This is a genomic window from Gottfriedia acidiceleris (assembly GCF_004138285.1).
GTDB lineage: Bacteria > Bacillota > Bacilli > Bacillales > Bacillaceae_G > Gottfriedia > Gottfriedia acidiceleris_A.
The window spans coordinates 53,413-71,301 of sequence record NZ_SCFN01000015.1 but is presented as its reverse complement, the minus strand read 5'-3'; the positions used below and the strand labels follow the sequence as shown (position 1 = coordinate 71,301).

The 17,889-nt window shown below is 32.8% G+C and carries 12 protein-coding genes; 8 read left to right on the top strand and 4 right to left on the bottom strand.

The annotated features are described in order from the left end of the window. Positions 1–5: 5 nt before the first annotated feature. The 3 genes from malX to EP747_RS18345 all read right to left on the bottom strand — a co-directional run bounded on the left by malX (position 6) and on the right by EP747_RS18345 (position 3,136). On the bottom strand, positions 6–1,568 hold the full coding sequence (gene malX / locus EP747_RS18355; protein ID WP_129691533.1) for a maltose/glucose-specific PTS transporter subunit IIBC: 1,563 nt from the start codon (positions 1,566–1,568) through the stop codon (positions 6–8). A 189-nt stretch (positions 1,569–1,757) separates the two neighbouring features. After that, entirely contained in the window at positions 1,758–2,528 is a 771-nt protein-coding gene (locus EP747_RS18350) for a MurR/RpiR family transcriptional regulator (protein WP_129691532.1), read from the bottom strand. Positions 2,529–2,713: 185 nt separating this feature from the next. Then, positions 2,714–3,136 carry a VOC family protein gene (locus EP747_RS18345; RefSeq protein ID WP_129691531.1) on the bottom strand — a complete coding sequence of 141 codons (423 nt, stop codon included), beginning with the start codon at positions 3,134–3,136 and terminating at the stop codon, positions 2,714–2,716. Between the two features lie 876 nt (positions 3,137–4,012). Between EP747_RS18345 and EP747_RS25240 the strand changes: the two genes are divergently transcribed. The 8 genes from EP747_RS25240 (at position 4,013) to EP747_RS18305 (ending at position 17,339) form a co-directional block, all read left to right on the top strand. After that, positions 4,013–7,519, top strand: coding sequence for a S8 family serine peptidase (locus EP747_RS25240; protein ID WP_129691530.1), 3,507 nt, complete (start codon positions 4,013–4,015; stop codon positions 7,517–7,519). 183 nt (positions 7,520–7,702) lie between these two features. Further along, positions 7,703–8,557: a MurR/RpiR family transcriptional regulator gene (locus EP747_RS18335; protein WP_129691529.1), complete on the top strand. Its 855-nt coding sequence runs from the start codon at positions 7,703–7,705 to the stop codon at positions 8,555–8,557. A gap of 403 nt (positions 8,558–8,960) precedes the next feature. Further along, a complete protein-coding gene (locus tag EP747_RS18330; RefSeq protein WP_129691528.1) occupies positions 8,961–11,339 on the top strand; it encodes an immune inhibitor A domain-containing protein in 2,379 nt (792 codons plus the stop codon). 196 nt (positions 11,340–11,535) lie between these two features. Beyond that, positions 11,536–12,600: a DUF871 domain-containing protein gene (locus EP747_RS18325; protein ID WP_129691527.1), complete on the top strand. Its 1,065-nt coding sequence runs from the start codon at positions 11,536–11,538 to the stop codon at positions 12,598–12,600. A gap of 94 nt (positions 12,601–12,694) precedes the next feature. Further along, positions 12,695–13,303 (top strand): methyltransferase domain-containing protein, encoded by a 609-nt coding sequence (locus tag EP747_RS18320; protein ID WP_129691526.1) that lies wholly within the window; start codon positions 12,695–12,697, stop codon positions 13,301–13,303. Between the two features lie 91 nt (positions 13,304–13,394). After that, entirely contained in the window at positions 13,395–14,486 is a 1,092-nt protein-coding gene (locus EP747_RS18315; RefSeq protein ID WP_235832933.1) for a threonine aldolase family protein, read from the top strand. A gap of 58 nt (positions 14,487–14,544) precedes the next feature. Next, positions 14,545–14,946, top strand: a complete 402-nt coding sequence (locus EP747_RS18310; RefSeq protein ID WP_129691524.1) for a VOC family protein — start codon at positions 14,545–14,547, stop codon at positions 14,944–14,946. Positions 14,947–15,116: 170 nt separating this feature from the next. Continuing rightward, a complete protein-coding gene (locus EP747_RS18305; protein WP_129691523.1) occupies positions 15,117–17,339 on the top strand; it encodes a glycoside hydrolase family 65 protein in 2,223 nt (740 codons plus the stop codon). A 75-nt stretch (positions 17,340–17,414) separates the two neighbouring features. Here EP747_RS18305 and EP747_RS18300 read toward each other — a convergent pair whose 3' ends face one another. Continuing rightward, positions 17,415–17,801 (bottom strand): VOC family protein, encoded by a 387-nt coding sequence (locus EP747_RS18300; protein WP_129691522.1) that lies wholly within the window; start codon positions 17,799–17,801, stop codon positions 17,415–17,417. Positions 17,802–17,889: the final 88 nt, after the last annotated feature.

Below are 17,889 nucleotides of genomic sequence, written 5' to 3'. Positions count from 1 at the left end.
TTTATTTAAGATGATAATTTTTCTAATTGTGTTTTAAGGATACCAACTTGTGGACCAATAACGACTTGTAAATTGTGTTCGTCTAATTTCACAACCCCAAGTGCACCACAATCCTTTAGAACTTTTTCATTAACAATATTCATATTATCTACAACAAGTCTTAATCTTGTAATGCAGTTATCGAGCGATTGAATGTTCTCTTTCCCACCTAAAGCAGTAAGAATTTTTAATGCTTGGGCATTCGTACCTTTAACCAATGGTTCCTCACTTTGTTGATCATCAATAACTTCTTCTCTACCAGGGGTTTTTAAATTAAATTTTAAAATTGCGTATCTAAAAACTGAATAGTATACGGTAAACCAAATTGCTCCTACTATAGGTACAAGATACCATTTTGTTTTAACTCCTTGTAAAACGCCAAAGATAATAAAGTCTAATATTCCACCATCTGTGTTACCAATTGTTAAGTGTAATAAAGCCATTACCATAAAACCTAGTCCCGTTAAAATAACGTGTATGAAATATAAAGGTGGAGAAACAAACAAGAATAAGAATTCGATTGGCTCAGTGATACCGGTTACAAAAGTTGCAATAACACCAGAGATTAATAGTCCCTTAATTTTATTACGATTTTCTGGACGGGCAGTATGATAAATCGCAAGCGCTACTGCAGGTAAACCAAACATGAATGTTGGCATTTTTCCTTGAGATAAGAAAGCTGTCGCTGATGGACTGATTGGAGCACCGGTTTTTAATTGTGCATAGAAAATATTTAGAGCTCCTGAAACAGTTTGACCGTTAACAACTTCAGTACCACCAGCTTCTGTGAATCGAATCATTGCCACTAATATATGATGAAGTCCAAATGGTAGTAGTAAACGCTCACCGGCACCGAATAAAAATGGTCCGAAAACGCCAGATTTTTGAATTAAACTTCCGATTCCTGTAATGGCAATTGCGAAAATTGGCCAGATCATCGGAATGATGATTCCAACAACAGATAATGCAAGTGTCGTTATGATTGGAACAAAGCGGGCACCACCAAAAAATGCAAATGCATCTGGAAGTTTAATACTATAAAAGCGGTTATGCAAAAAATAGACAAGTATACCGGCGATGATTCCGCCCAATACACCCATTTCAATTGTTTGTATACCCATAACCATACCTTGACCAGCTTGTCGCATTTTATCTGCCGCTACTAATTGGTTTGTTTCTGTTAAATAAAAATTAATCGATAAGTGCATGATGACGTAGCCAACAAATCCAGAGAAAGCAGCGACACCTTTTTCATATCGTACAAGTCCAAACGGAATTGCCATTGCAAATAAAACTGGTAAGTATGAAAATGCAAATCCACCAATAGTGGACATAAAGCTAAAAATAACTTGGAGTAAGGAATTTCCTAAAAATGGGAATGTCTCGATAGTTGTCGGACTAGTAAATGAGCTTCCAATCCCTAATATAAGACCCATAAAGGCTAATAACGCTACGGGCACCATAAAGGTCTTACCTAGCCCTTGAAAAAATTCCCAAAGTTGTGATTTAACGGACTGCTTCTTTGCCATGTTTTTAGCTCCTTCGTTTTTTTTTTATGTCTTAAGAATACTAACGGCAAAATCGTTTAACAACCGTTTAAGGTGTTTATGTAAGCGTGTACATTTTTTGTATATTGCTTACTTTAAGTAGATTAATAAGCTCATAAATAAAAAGAGTCAGTAGTTGTCCGATAATAGACTACTGTCTCTTTTGATTAACTAATATATTTTCATTTCGTTTAAATAGGCAATAATAATGAAATCTAGTACCATACTTAATGGAAACCTTGAAGTCATATCAAGCTCACCAAAGTAAGTGTTTGTAATATAAGCTTGAAGAGATAAACTTACTTCTTTTTGTAAACGATTCGAGTGGTTTCCAGTTATGGCAATCGTTTTAACGTTCTTATTCTTTAAAATGTGGGCAAATTCTAACATATGTAAAGTCTCCCCACTATATGAAACTAGTATGGCCAAATCATTTTCTGTTAAACTATTTGCAGCACTACGTAGCTCGTCCCAATCAGTTCGTGCATTACATAACTTTCCTGCAAACATGAGCTTTCTAGAAGCGTCGACACAAGCAGGAAGTGAGTTACCAACTCCGAATATTTCAACATGTGTACTTTGGTTTAGATAATTAGCAGCTAGCTTAATCTTTTCTTCATCAATATATTCCAATGTTTTTTCCATTTCTACTTTCATTCTCTCAATATGCGTATTAAGTAGATAGGAGGTAGAAGAAACTGGACTTTGAACCTTATTTGTTTCCATTGAAAGAGTATATTTTAAATCTTGAAACCCACGAAAGCCTAATTGCTGGCATGTTCTACTAATGGTTGCTGTAGATACATAAAGCTCTTTTGCTAATTCATCAAGATTTAGCTTCGTAATATAATCCGTATTTTGTAGAATATAATCCAATACTTGTTTTTCAAGCTGGCTAAGTTTTTCTCTATTTTGTGATAAACGTTTTAATAGTATTTGCATAATTTCACCTACTTTTAGAGAACTAGAAATATACCTTATTATATAGTAAATTCTGAATGAAAAGAAATATAGATTGAGGAGCAAGATGAGGAATACTTCAAGTGATGAAGTGTAGTAGGGATATGTAAAATAAAAGGAAATGAATCCTATTAATGAAGGGTTCATTTCCTTTGTTTTTCTATAAATTAAAATTCACCAGTACCGTGATTAAACATCCAATGAATGCCAAATTTATCTGTTAGGCTACCATAAGCTTTACTCCAAAATGTTTCTTGAAGTTCCATTTCTACCTTCCCGCCATCACTTAATTTAGTAAAGACAGATCTAAGTTCTTCTAAGTCTTCACTTAAAAAAGATAAATGAATATTATTGCCTTGGTTAAAAGGGAAACCAGGGAAAGTATCAGAGAACATAACATTGCTACCGCTAATGTTCAGTCTAGTATGCATAACTAAATTTTTCGCTTCTTCAGGTAGTGGGTATTCTGGATTTGGGGGTGCTTCACCGAAAGTCATAATTTTTGGTTGTTCTGTGTTAAATACAGTCGCGTAGAATTCAACTGCTTCACGTGTATTACCATTAAAATTTAAATAAACATCGATTGGCATTTTTTTCACTCCTAATGTTATGTATTCAAGACTTTTAAAGCCTACAAATCCATTCTATCCAAAAAAAGGTAATTTAACAAACCAAGATTTAATAATTGTATGAAAAATTCTGATTTTTATATAAAGTGGGATGAAATAATAGTGGAATTGTAATTAAGATGGGAAATTGTATTAAATTCAGGGGAGCAATTAAAAGAGACAAATTGTAATAAAATCGTGGTATCGCAATTAAAAACGGAGAATCGTAAATAAAATCGCGGAATCGCAATTAAAAATGGGGAACGGCAAATAAAATCGCGGATTCGCAAATAAAATAGCTAAACCGCAATTAAAACAAGGGCATAACCAATAAATACATCAAAACAATCAAGTTTAATTTGTTGCCATTAAATTACTTCCTTAATTGTAGTATTTTTTCTACCCTTACCAATGTCTAGGTGAAAAATAAGTAGAAATTTGTCATAAATATAGTAAAAACAGATTATCCTGACTATTATTAATGCCATATTTTTACCTATTTAAATTTAATAAACCTCAATAAGAAATTACAAAAAGTTTCTTTAATTTAATATAAACCTTAAAATGTCTCAACCTATTAATTTAATTTTCCTGAGTTAATAAACTTTTTTCGAACATCCTCGACTGAATATGTCAAAATCTACTTTTTTTCTACTTGAATTCTTTAAGTTCTCTTCAAACTGTATATGCCAAAAGTCTGGTTGAATAACCCAATATGATTATAGAGTCAACGTAATTAAAATTAATATAGTATCAAGTTTCTTAGTAAAGCATTAGTAATTTATTAAAACAGTTTGGTTTGAATCTATTTTTTAAATAGATTAAGAACATTAAAGTTTACTGTAGAGGAGATTAGAAATGAAGAAGAGAAAAAGCTTTCCTTACAAAGTCCTTGCAACGACAACTTTAGCTTCAATGTTATTTACATCAACTGGATTTGCTGAAGGAACAAATGAAAATCAGGTGCCAGCTCCAAGTTTAGATGAGATTGCAAAGCAGGGTCAAAAGATTTTTGCTGAAGAACAAAAACAAACTGGGGAAAAAGCTGTAGATCCATTTGGCTATAAAGATCTAAATGATGCTCATGCTTATGAACCAAATGAAAAAGTACGTGTAATCGTTGAGGTAGAGCAACCAACAACTTCTGATGATTCTACTCAAACTAAAAAAGCACGTTTTAAAGAAAAGCAAGATCAAGTCATCTCAAAGATATCAAAGGAAAGATCTGTACCTAAAATAAATCAACGCTTTTATGAAGGCTTTAATGGTTTTAGTTTGGAGACAGAATATCGTAACTTAAAAGAAATTCAAGAAACACCAGGCGTAACGAATGTACATATTGCAAGAAAGTTCCAACCTTCAATGGGAGCAAGTAAAGAATTAGTACAAGCCCAAAAAGTTTGGCAAAGTTACGGATATCAAGGTGAGGGATTGTTAGTAGCAGTAGTCGATACAGGTATAGACTATACGCATAAAGACATGACAATCACTGAAAAAGGAAAAGCAAAAGAAAAATGGAATCAAGAAAACATTAAAAGTAAACTAGCTGAAACAAGTGTAGGAGAAGTTTGGTATAGCGACAAAGTTCCAACTGGATATGACTGGGCAGATCATGATACAGATGTCATTCCACATGGTTCAGGAAATGAACATGGTATGCACGTATCAGGTACAATTGGTGCAAACGGTGATGAAGCAAATGATGGTGTAGAAGGTATTGCTCCAGGCGTGCAATTACTAGCAGAAAAAGTATTCTCTGATACAGCAAATGGGGCGTATGAAGACGACATCATTGCAGGGATTGAGCATGCGGTAACTATGGGAGCAGATGTCATTAATATGAGTTTAGGAACTGATTCGGGATTTGTTAGTGAAGTAGATGATCCGATTCAAAAAGTGATCCGTGAAGCGACTGATCAAGGTACGCTTGTAGTTGTAGCGGGTGGAAACTCTGCTTATAGTACACAAAATAATTTGCTGGAATCTTCTTTAAAACCATATGCTGAAAATCCTGATATTGGTACAGTAGGAGAACCAGGTGTAAGTCCTTTCGCATTATCTGTGGCTTCATATGAAAATACAAGTATACATATGAGTACGTTACAAGAAGAAAATGGATTGCAACTTCCATACCAAGATCAATCACAATATAACTTTAATCTTTCAAAAGTATTATCACCACTTGAATCTTATGAATTGGTTTATGTAGGAGAAGGTAAAACTGCCGATTTTAAAAATCTTCCTGACTTAACAGGTAAAGTTGTAGTAGCAAAACCAAATGTAAGATATGCTACTTACTCTTATATTCAATCAGAGGCGAAGAAGAAGAACGCAAAAGCAGTAATTCTTGTTCCTGCTGATGAAGATATTGACTATCCATTAGTTTATTGGAGTCCTTATTTTAATACGCAAGCAGCTACGACAAGTAAAGCAATTGGTAATGCATTAATTTCTAAGTTAAAAAGTGGTTATGTTGTAAAAATGAAACCATCTAAAGGGGTATATGTTGATAACCCAGATAAGAATACGATGTCATATTTTTCTTCATATGGAGCACCACATACATTAGACTTTAAGCCAGAAATTTCTGCACCAGGAGGAAATATTTACTCAACTGTACCAGGGAATGGCTATGAGGTTATGAGCGGTACATCAATGGCATCTCCACATGTTGCTGGTGGTTCAGCATTAGTTTTACAATCGCTTTATGAAAAAGGATTAAAACATTCAGAGAGCACAGCTTTAAAAGCTAAAATTGCTTTAATGAACACTTCTAAACTAATACAGGATCCTAGTACGAATAATGAAGTACCGTATTCTCCACGTATTCAAGGATCTGGTTTAATGCAAATTCAAAATGCAATTAAAACGCCTGTACTTGTGACAAGGGAGAAAACGCCGCTTGAACAAGCTGGAGCAGTTGCACTAAAAGAAGTTAACAATAATATTCACTTCAAATTAAATGCAGAAGCTCTTCAAAATCTGAATGTAAAAGATTTGGAATATCAAGTATATGTAGATGTATTTACAGATGGCAGAGAAACAAAAGAATTTGACCTAGACAGTGATGGAAAGTTAGATTCAAAAGAATATTTAACATTAAAAAGTGAGCGTATCCAAGGTGCTACGGCAACTGTAAATGGTGAAAAAGTAACAAGCACAGAAGGAAAGACATTAAAAATTAAACCAGGACAAGAAAAAAATCTTGATGTTCAGATTCAACTTCCATCAAGCTTAAAAGATGGTTCATTTGTTGAGGGATATGTACGTTTAGTTCCTTCTGGAAAAAATAGCGATTCAGCAGTACCGTTATCAGTTCCTTACATGGGGTATTATGGCAAATGGGATCAACCAAAAAATATTGATCCAGCAGCATATGAGAAAGATGCATTCTTAGGTTATACTACACTTTGGAATGATGAAATAGGAGCAGAAGGGGTATTCCCATTAGGTTATGATCCAAGAACAGGAAGATTTAATATTGATCGAATTGTAATGTCTCCTAATACTCCATTGAAAGAAGTATATCCATCATTTACAGTGCTTCGTAACTTAGCTAAAACAGAAATGTACGTAGAAAATGATAAAGGTGAATTACTTCAATACTTAGGTGATTTTAGTGAATATACTGGTAAGCCATGGAAATTCCGTAAAAACATTATGTCTTACAGAGACTATTTGAATACAGGATATGGTTGGGATTTAAAAGATCAAAATGGACAAGTAGTGAAGGATGGCGTTTATAACTATGTTATCAAAACAACGCTTGATTATAATGGTGCGAACCCACAAATCGTAAAACTTCCATTGCATATTGACTCAGTTGCTCCAGTTGTTTCAGATATAAAAGTAACACCTAAAGATGGACAATACGAAATCTCGTTCAAAGCGGATGATGCTGGAAGTGGCTTTAATGGTGCGATCGTTTGGTATAACGGCAAATATAAGCCATTAGCTCAAGGTGAAACATCTACTCTAGTAAAAGAAGAACCAAAGAGCATTGTAGTATTAGGAGCAGACTATGCACTAAACCAAAGTTATACAGTTTGGGGAGATCCTTCATATATTAACGAGGGAATGCTTGTTAGCTACTTCAGTGTATATCCAAATAAAAATGTAAATGCAAAAACACCTGCAGGAATCAATGCCTTTGCAAATAACAATGTAAATTGGAAAATTTATATTAAAGATGCAAACGGTAAGGTAATTGATTCTCTAGATGTACAAAATGATAATGAAATCCACTTACATTGGACTCCAGAAGCAGATGTTCCAAATGGTACGTATACAATATCTGCGGATGTATCGAGTAAAGATGGATTTAAAGTTTCAGTTACACCACAAACAATTACAGTACAACAATAAATAATTAAAGTAAAAGTGTAGGGAATATTTTTTCCTACACTTTTTATTTTTAACAAGATTTTTAATGTAGAAAGAACTAAAAAACAACTTTAATTTGGTATTTAATATGATTTTCTAAGCATTTGGTTCATAATAGAGAATAATAGTATTTTGTATGTTTTTTAGCAGAAAGGTGTTTAGTAAATGAAACATTTAACAATCTTATCAAAAATTGAAAATTATATGGATCGATTTACGCAAGCCGAAAAGAAAATCGCTGTATATATAATGGAGCATGCTGAAATTGTACCAAACTTAACGACTAAAGATATTTCTAACAATACTGGAGCTAGTGAAGCAAGTGTTGTTAGGTTTTGTAAAACAATAGGAATCGGTAGTTTTAAAGCCTTTAAAATAGCATTAGTTCGAGATTTGACTGTTGCTGAAATGAATATTAATGATTTTTCAGTAATGGATAAGAAAGACACGCCGTATGACTTATTTAATAAAGTAACATATGTAAATAAAGCCGCTATTGAAGCAACGGTATCAACTTTAGATAAAAGAGAATTAGAAAAAGCAACAGATGAAATTGTAAAAGCTAAGAAGATTATATTTTATGGAGTAGGCGGTTCAGCTGTATCAGCTATGGACGGAGCATATAAATTTGGGAAAATTGGCTACCATGCCATTATGTCTCCTGACTTCCATATGGTAATCACTTTAGTTGGTCATATGGAAGAAGGCGATATTTTTGTTGCCGTTTCTAATTCAGGGAAAACAAAGGATGTATTAGAGCTTGCTCGTTTTGCTAAGAAAAAGGGAGCAACGATCATTGCGATTACTAAGCTTGGCAAGTCTCCGTTATTTAAGGAAGCTGATATCAAGCTATGCACACCTGACATGGAACAAGATATCCGAATAGGAAGTATAGCTTCTAAAATGGCACAACAAAATATAATCGATTCATTATATGTCATATGCTTTAACCGAATCGGTAACAAAGTATCTAGTAAACTTCATGAGTATAGTGAAGAAGCAAGCAAATTAAGAAGGTAATCCAAATCTAGTTAAGGAAGATAGGTAAAAAAATTTTACTTATCTTCTTTTTTGTTATATTGATAAGGAAAAAAATGTCAAAATTTGAAGAGTGAATTTTTTGTATATAGTTATAATTACATGTATTATATTTTTATTTTCAATTTTAATGCAATTTTAATAATTCTAAAGTGCTAGTTATAAATACTAGATAAAAAGATTAATATAAGACTAAAGGTAGATTCTTTAAAAAAGCAAGTTATAAAAACTGACGAAATTCGACGTATTTTTATGTTGTAAAGTAAATTATTTGTAAAAATATTGTGAATTTTGTAAGTATTTGATGAAAAAAACCCTCTGTGATTTAAAGAATTTTTAGAATATTATTAAAATGTAGTATGAAAATTATTAAGGGGGGCTTAATTTGAACAAGTTTGTAGTAACTAGTTTTGCATCAGTAATGGTTGCCGGAACTTTATTTTCTGGAATTCCATTAAAAACAGCATCATCTGAAAGCTTAAGTAAAGTGCATAGTGCATTAGCTAAGCATTCAAAAAGTACTTTAGATTTATCGTTAGTTAATGACGATAAGTTATTAGAATCATTAGTTAAACGTGGGGTGGTTTCTGCCAATGCTTCTCAAGCACAGAAACAAGCTGCATTACAAAAATATTTAGAGGTTAAAGGTCAAGCGGATCTAGTAACAGAAAAAGATCCAATTGCTAGTAAAGTAAAGAAAGCAGAAGCTACTAAACATAGTGAATTTAAGGATTTTAATAATGGCCTATTACACGGAAACGGTAAGAAAAATGGTCAATTAAAAGGTACTCCAGATCCAGTTAAAGAATCAGCTTCTCCAGGTGTTCAAAAGAAGGGTAAACTATTAACATTAATGGTAGAGTATTCTGATTTCCCTCATAATAAACTTACGAAGGAAGATACAGACAATTACTATTCTGATTATAATACACAACACTATGAAGATTTGATTTTTGGTAAAAATGGAGTCAAAGGTCCAAACGGAGAAACTTTCCTTTCACAAAAACAATATTATGAACAACAATCTGGCGGAACTTATACAATTGACGGTAAAGCATATGGTTGGCTAAAAGTACCAGGCACTGCAGCATATTATGGAAAAGATTCTGCAACTGGACATGATAATGTAACGCCAGGCGGATCAAAACAATTAGTAGTTGATACTTATAACGCTGCATTAGCTGCTGGAATTCCTTTACAAGATTATGATTTAGAAGATCCACATGATTTAGATGGAGATGGAAACTACTGGGAGCCAGATGGTTTAGTTGATCATCTACAAATTATTCACTCAGGTATGGGACAAGATGCTGGCGGTGGAGCACTTGGAGATAATGCAATTTGGTCACATCGTTCTGCTAAATTCTTTGATCCAGATGGACTTGGAAAAGGAAAACCTGGATTCTATGACTACACAATGATGGCTGAAGACGGTGCAACTGGTGTATTTGCACACGAATATGGTCATGATTTAGGATTACCAGATGAGTATGATACAATTTACTCTGGTGCTGGTGAAGCTGTTGAATATTGGTCAATCATGTCAGCTGGTTCTTGGGCAGGAAAGATTCCTGGAACAGAACCAACAGGTTTCTCTCCTTGGGCAAAATCATATTTCCAATCAACATTAGGTGGAAAATGGACTAACCCAACTGTTGTAAATTGGGATGATGTATCTACAAAAGGTACTCAATTCTTATTAGATCAAGCAAATTCACCACTTGGTCAAAATAACCAAGCTATTCAAGTGAATTTACCGAAAAAGGTAACACCTGTTAATAAACCTGCTGCTGGCACTTATGAGTATTGGGGTGGACAAGCAGATGAAATGGATAATAGTTTAGTAACAAATGTAGATTTAACAGGAAAAGCTTCAGCAACATTAACTTTTGACGCTTGGTACGATATGGAAGAACAATGGGATTTCGCATTTGTTCAAGTTTCAACTGATAATGGTGCGACTTGGAAATCATTAGGTAACACTCACACTAGAAGTGACGTTGTAGCTGACGGATATCCAACAATCTTAAATTCAATGCCTGGTTTCACTGGAACATCAAATGGATGGGAAGCACAAAGCTTTGATTTATCAGCATATAAAGGCCAAAAAATTCAGCTTCGCTTACGTTCTGCAACTGACTGGGGTACTTCAAACGTTGGATTCTTTGCAGATAATATTAAAGTAGTAGCAGATGGCGCTACAATTGTTGATGATGGTGCTGAAAATGCAACTTCTCCATTCACTTTAAAAGGATTTTCAAAATTCGATGGAAACAAATATTCAAATCATTACTACTTATTAGAGTGGCGTAACCATAAAGGTGCTGACGAAGGTTTAGCTCACATTAAACGCGGAAACTCTCTAATGAGCTACGATGGTGGTTTAGTAGTATGGTATGTTGATGATAGCTTTACAGAAAACTGGACAGGTATTCACCCAGGTGATGGTTTCTTAGGTGTTGTTGATGCTCACGACGATACAAACTTATTATGGAACTATGGCGCTGAAGCAAGTGCTCGTTTCCATGTAGCGGATGCAGCATTCGGATTAAATCCGACTTCAGGTTATAACATTGCTTATTCAACAGGAGAAGAATTGAAATCTCCAAGTCAAGAAGGTATCTCTTTATTTAATGATAGCAAAGACTACAATAATCAATTCTTACCAGATGCTGGTCGTAACATCGGACACTTTGGTTTAAAAGTTCGAGTTAATGGTCAATCTACTGACAAATCAGTTGGAGCAATCGTAGTTTATAAATAATAATGAACTAGAAAGGTAGCTTAATGTTACCTTTCTTTTTTAATTTTAAATGATTAATAGGAAACAATAGATTTATATTACTTTCTTTCGAAATTAAATTTCGCTTATTTTATATATTATATTGACTTTTAATTTCGTAAGTTTAAAATGATAACAGATTAGTATAATTCTAATAGAAGGAAGATGGAAAGAGACTATGTTAGGTATATCAATCTATTTATCTGAAAAAAATATTGAGAAGAATAAACAATATATCGAAATCGCAAAAAGTAATGGATTTCATTCAATATTTACCTCATTACACATTCCTGAAGATGACCCTTCAACTTATAAAACACTTCTTCAACTACTTGGTACAGCAGCAATAGAAAACGAAATGGAGCTTATGGCAGATATTTCAGCAAAATCACTAACTCATTTAGGAGTAGATTACTCAAACGTCAGCGAATTACAAAATTGGGGAGTTACTGGATTAAGAGTAGATTACGGATTAAACGAAGAACAAATAGTAGATCTTTCTAAAAAAATGAAGATTGCACTTAATGCTAGTACACTTACGCCTGCATTTTTAGACGAATTGCTTAAATGCGGATTACAAACTAAAAACGTAGAAGCTTGGCATAATTTTTATCCCCGCCCAGAAACCGGATTAGCAACAACTTATTTAATTGAAAAAAACAAATGGTTAAAAAGCTTTGGAATTTCAACAATGGCATTTATTCCTGGAAATGATGAAATGAGAGGACCTCTATTTAAAGGACTACCAACATTAGAAAAACATCGTGGAATTAACCCTCTTCTAGCTTATTTAGACCTAACTCAAAACTGTCACATAGATAAAATTTTAGTTGGTGATATTAGTATAAAAATAGAAACGATGGAGGCTCTTTCAAAAACAAAGGATTTTATTGAATTAAGATATAGACCGTACTCAAAAGATGAAGAAATCCTTTCCATAGTGGAGCAAGTTCACACCAATCGAGAAGATCCTGCACGCGATTGTATTCGATCAATGGAATCTAGATTATACGGTAGCTTTGGCGAGAATAGTCTAAAACCAGCAAATACGATCATAAGAAACATGGGCTCAATTACAATTGATAATGAATTATATGGCAGATATGGAGGAGAGCTACAAATTATGCTTACTAATCTACCAATCGATGAGAAAGTAAATGTAATAGGGATGATTATTGAAGACGATCTATCATTATTACAATATATTGGAGCGGGTAAGAAATTTAAGTTGAAGCGTGTTTAAATAACACGCTTCTTTTTGTAAGGTTAGACTGAACTATTTTTAAACGGTATGATAAAGATACTTACAAAATATTAGTTCGAATGGTCGTGGAAAAATGGACGATAAGTATTATGATAATCTACTGAATATAAAAACAGAGGGAGAGCAAAAAGGATTTAATGAATCTTTTCATTATCATCGATATGAGCCAACACCTTATAGCGCTTTACAACAACTATTTAAACAATACATACTTTCAAGCAAGGATCGAATAGTTGATTTCGGATGCGGTAAAGGAAGATTAAACTTCTATATAAATAGCTTATTTAATGCTACTGTTGTTGGAATTGAAATGAGTGAAAAATATTATAATGAAGCTATTGAAAATAAAAAGAATTACATAAAAAAAACAAAGACAAGTGAAGACAAGATCCTGTTTTATTGCTGCTTGGCAGAAGATTATCAAATTAATCCATTAGATAATTGTTTCTATTTTTTTAATCCATTTTCAATCCAAATTTTTATGAATATCATTAATAACATTTTAATTTCAGTTGAGCAATCAAAAAGAAATGTTGAAATCATTTTGTATTATAGTTCTGATGATTATATTTATTTTTTGGAAAATCAGACTGCCTTTGAATTAAAACAAGAGATATTATTAGCAGATGCTTATAAGAAAAATCAAAATGAAAGATTTTTAGTCTATCGATTAACTTACTAATTTATTAAGATTCAAGGATTTATTGGTCTTTATGGAGAATTTTTTTAAGTGGGATAAAAGTAAATTTAATAGTTGGAAGGAAGAGTTCAATTTGAATAAAATTAATCCTTTTATAGAATCATTTAAAAATACAAAACAACAATTAGCAGGTAATGGATTTAGAAATATTCAAGTACTAAAGGATGCACTAAAAGACTTTAATGGTAATGAAGAAAGCGATCTTTATGGAGTAGGGAATTTTATTGAAGATTTTCAAGAAAAAATGGCAGAGTTTTTAGGAAAAGAATCAGCAGTGTTTTTTCCTAGTGGTACGATGGCTCAGCAAATCGCTTTAAGAATTTGGTGTGATCAAAAAGGAATCAATAAAGTTGCTTATCATCCTTTATCACATTTAGAAATTCATGAAGAAGATGGTTTAAAAAAACTACATAATATACAGCCTATTTTACTAGCAGATAAAAGTCGTGTTATTGAGATAGAGGATGTTTTAGCAATGGATGAGGAAATCTCTTGTTTATTACTTGAATTACCACAAAGAGAAATTGGTGGGCAACTACCATCATATGAAACACTAGAATCAATTTCTTCATACTGCCGTGAAAAGGGAATTAAATTGCATTTAGATGGTGCTAGATTAATGGAAATTCTCCCATACTATAAGAAGACGGCTTCTGAATTATGTAGCTTATTTGATAGTGTTTATATGTCATTTTATAAAGGTATTGGGGGAGTAGCGGGAGCAATTCTTGCTGGTGACCGTGATTTTATCGACGAATCAAAAGTTTGGAAAAGAAGACATGGAGGAGATTTAATTAGTCTTTATCCTTACATAATAAGTGCAAATTTTTATTTTGATCAACGAGCAAATAAGATGGGGCAATACTATGACGATGCAGTTGAGTTAGCTAAATTCTTTAATAGTTGCCAAGCAATCAATACTGTACCAACTATTCCTGTTTCTAATATGTTTCATGTCCATTTTAATGCTCCGCTCGAAAAGATTAAAAACATACTTCAATCTATTCATGAAGAAACAAAAATTGGTATTACTGGTAATTTAAGGCCAGTTAATGAGGAAGTTTGTTATTGCGAGATTAGTATTGGAGACTTATATTCAACAATCTCTAAAGAGGATCTTCACAGTATTTTTAACAAATTAAACGAGGAAATGAAATCACTATAAAACCAAAATTGTTTATCAATGAATTTTCAATATTAATGAAAAAGGGAGTTGACTAAAAATGCAAAAAATTACAACATTTTTAATGTTTGAAGGACAAGCAGAAGAAGCAATGAATTTTTATATGTCACTATTTAAAGATTCAGAGGTTGTAAATATTACGCATTATGGAGCAGATATGGGGGAGTTTGAAGGGAAAGTAATACATGCTACTTTCACATTAAACGGCCAACAATTTATGTGCATTGATAGTACCGTTAAACATAAATTTACGTTTACACCAGCTGTTTCATTATATGTGACTTGTGAAACAAATGAAGAAATTGAAAATGCATACAAACAATTAAGTGAAGATGGAGAAGTATTAATGCCTTTGCAATCATATCCATTCAGTGAAAAGTTTGTATGGGTGAATGATAAATATGGTGTATCTTGGCAATTAACTCTCGTAAAAAATAAATAAAGAACCGCAAGAAAAAATCGTGTTGGAAAACAGTGACACGATTTTTTTTGTCGTCAATAAACGTGTTTTTAACAAATCAGCCAATATTTTTATAATATCAAGTTTAAAATGAGAAGATTTATTGCAAACTTTTACTATATGAATTTTTATAAAGGTGAGAGTTTAACTATATGAATGAAGTAAATATGATTACTGAAAAAGAATTTGACGAACAATTAATTAATAAATATGCCAGTTTAATGGCAATAGGTAATGGTTACTTAGGTTTGAGATCTTGTCATGAAGAAAGCTATGCAGGACAAACTAGGGGGATGTATATAGCGGGTATCTATAATCAGTTATCCCCAAGTCAAACGACAAAGATTGTGAATCTTCCAGATCTAATTGGAATGGAAATTGAAATAAATGGTGAGATTTTTTCGAATGCAACTGGTCAATTTACATTTTATGATCGAAAATTAAATATGCTGACAGGCGAATTAATAAGAGAGGTAATTTGGCAGAATAAAGATGGAAATCGATTCCACTTTTTGTTTCAGCGTTTTGTTTCAAAGGATGATTTACATTTACTTGCTTCGAAAATTACTGTCACAGCTTTAGATTGTAATGCCAAGATTAAAATAAAAACAGGTATTAATGCGGAGTGTGTCAGTCAACAAAAGAATGAACTTACAGAAGAATTAGTAAGAATAATGGATAATCGAATTATGCATGGTGTTTATCAAACTACTGAGACTAAACATAAAATTGCTATCGCAACATGCTGTGTAACTCCTGATGAGAGTGAAGTTTCATATTTTACGTTAAATAATCAGCTCCTAGCCTCCATTACACAAGAGCTCGTTGTTGAGCGAACTGTTGAGTTTTCAAAAATTAGTTCAGTTTATACTTCTAATGATATGTTACGGGAAGAACCTTCTGCAGCTTGTGTTAATACTGTACAGAAATTTTTATCAGAGGGTTATGATAATTTGAGAAATAGTACGACAATCAAATGGCAGGATTTTTGGAAGCAGAAAAGAGTAGTCATAACTTCAAAGGATCAAGCAGATCAATTAGCTCTAGATTTTTCTTTGTACCACATTGAAGCAATGACTCCTGGGCATGATGATCGATTGAGTATTGGCGCAAGGGGATTAACTGGTGAGGGCAATAATGGTTTAATATTTTGGGATACAGAGATGTTTATTGCACCGTTTCACTTATTTACTGAACCAGAGATTGCTAAAAGATTACTAAGATATCGTTATCATCATATTAAAGAAGCAAAAGTAAATGCATACCAATCAGGTTATGAAGGTACTTTATTTCCTTGGGCAAGTGCTTTTTCTGGAAAAGAAGAAACACAGAAAGGTTCGGAGAATACTACAATACCCGAGATCGTTCATAGTTCAAAATTAGCAAAATCAAGTGAACATATTGTAGCTGACATTGCATTTGCTGTCGTACAATACTATGAAAATACGCTAGATGAAAGCTTTATGGCCAATGATGGACTTGAACTACTGAAAGAAACTGCGCGATTTTGGGTAAGTAGGACAACCGATACAAATGGCGATTTAATCATTAAAAATGTCATCGGTCCAGACGAATATACAGATCAAGTAGATAATAATGCTTATACGAATTACATGGCTTTTTATAATGTGCAGAATGCGTTAAATTTTATGGGAAAATACAATGATCCTGATGCAGAATTAAAGCAAAAGTGTGATGATTTTTTAAAGCGATTATATTTACCAAACCAAAATGATGAAAATATTATTCCGCAAGATGATACATTTTTAACAAAATCCGAGATTGATTTAACAGAATATAGACAATCCATTGCAAGTCGGGAAATTCTATTAGATTATTCTCTACAAGAACTATATGAACTACAAGTATTAAAACAAGCTGATGTTGTAATGTTGCTCTATCTTTTCCCTGAATTGTTCTCAACGGAAATCGTTAAAAAGAATTTAGAATACTACGAAGAGCGTACTGTTCATGATTCGCCAATAAGTAAATCAATTCACGCAATTGTCGCTGCAAGATGTGATTATCAAGAAGAGTCTTACCAATTATTTCAAGAAGGATGTTTAATCGATTTAGGACCGAATCCAAAATCTTCAGATGATGGAATTCATGCTGCATCTATGGGAGCAAATTGGCTAGTAGCAATCTTTGGCTTTGCAAACATCTCCATGGACATAAATCGTTTAAAAATTGATCCAAAATTACCTTCAAATTGGGATAAAATGATTTTTCCTTTCCAATGGCAAGGATCAAGACTTGAAATAACAATTTCCAAAAAAACGATAACAGTTACAAAGGAGTATGGTCCACCAGTATCATTAGAAATTAATGGTGAAACATATAATTTATCAGATAAGATAAAGATTTCTCTTTAAAAAGCGAGAAGAGAAGGATAAAAGGAAAAAGCAAAACCCAATCTTTCATTAAGATTGGATTTTGTTTTTTAAAATCTATTCTTCATACAATTCTAAAGGTAAGCCATCGGGATCCTGGAAAAATGTAAATCTTTTATTTGTTAACTCATCAATGCGAATTGGTTCTACAAAGACAGCATTTTGCTTTAAGTATTGAATGCTTTCTTCTATATCAGTTACAGTAAAGGCTAAATGGCGTAACCCAACTGCTTCTGGATTTGTAAGTCGCTTCGGTGGATTAGGAAAGGAAAATAGCTCAATTTGTCCATTTTCTCCAATACTTAAGTCCAATTTATAAGAGTCTCGCTCCTCTCGATAGGTTTCCTTAATTACCTTACAACCTAATAAATTTATGTAAAAATGCTTAGACAATTCATAATTAGAACAAATAATAGCAACATGGTGGATATTCTTAATTTCCATATTAAAACTCCTTCTTACTTTGATTTACTAAAACTTTTCCTAGTTTAACATGATTAGTACATGTTTGAAAAAAGAATACTTTTCTTTT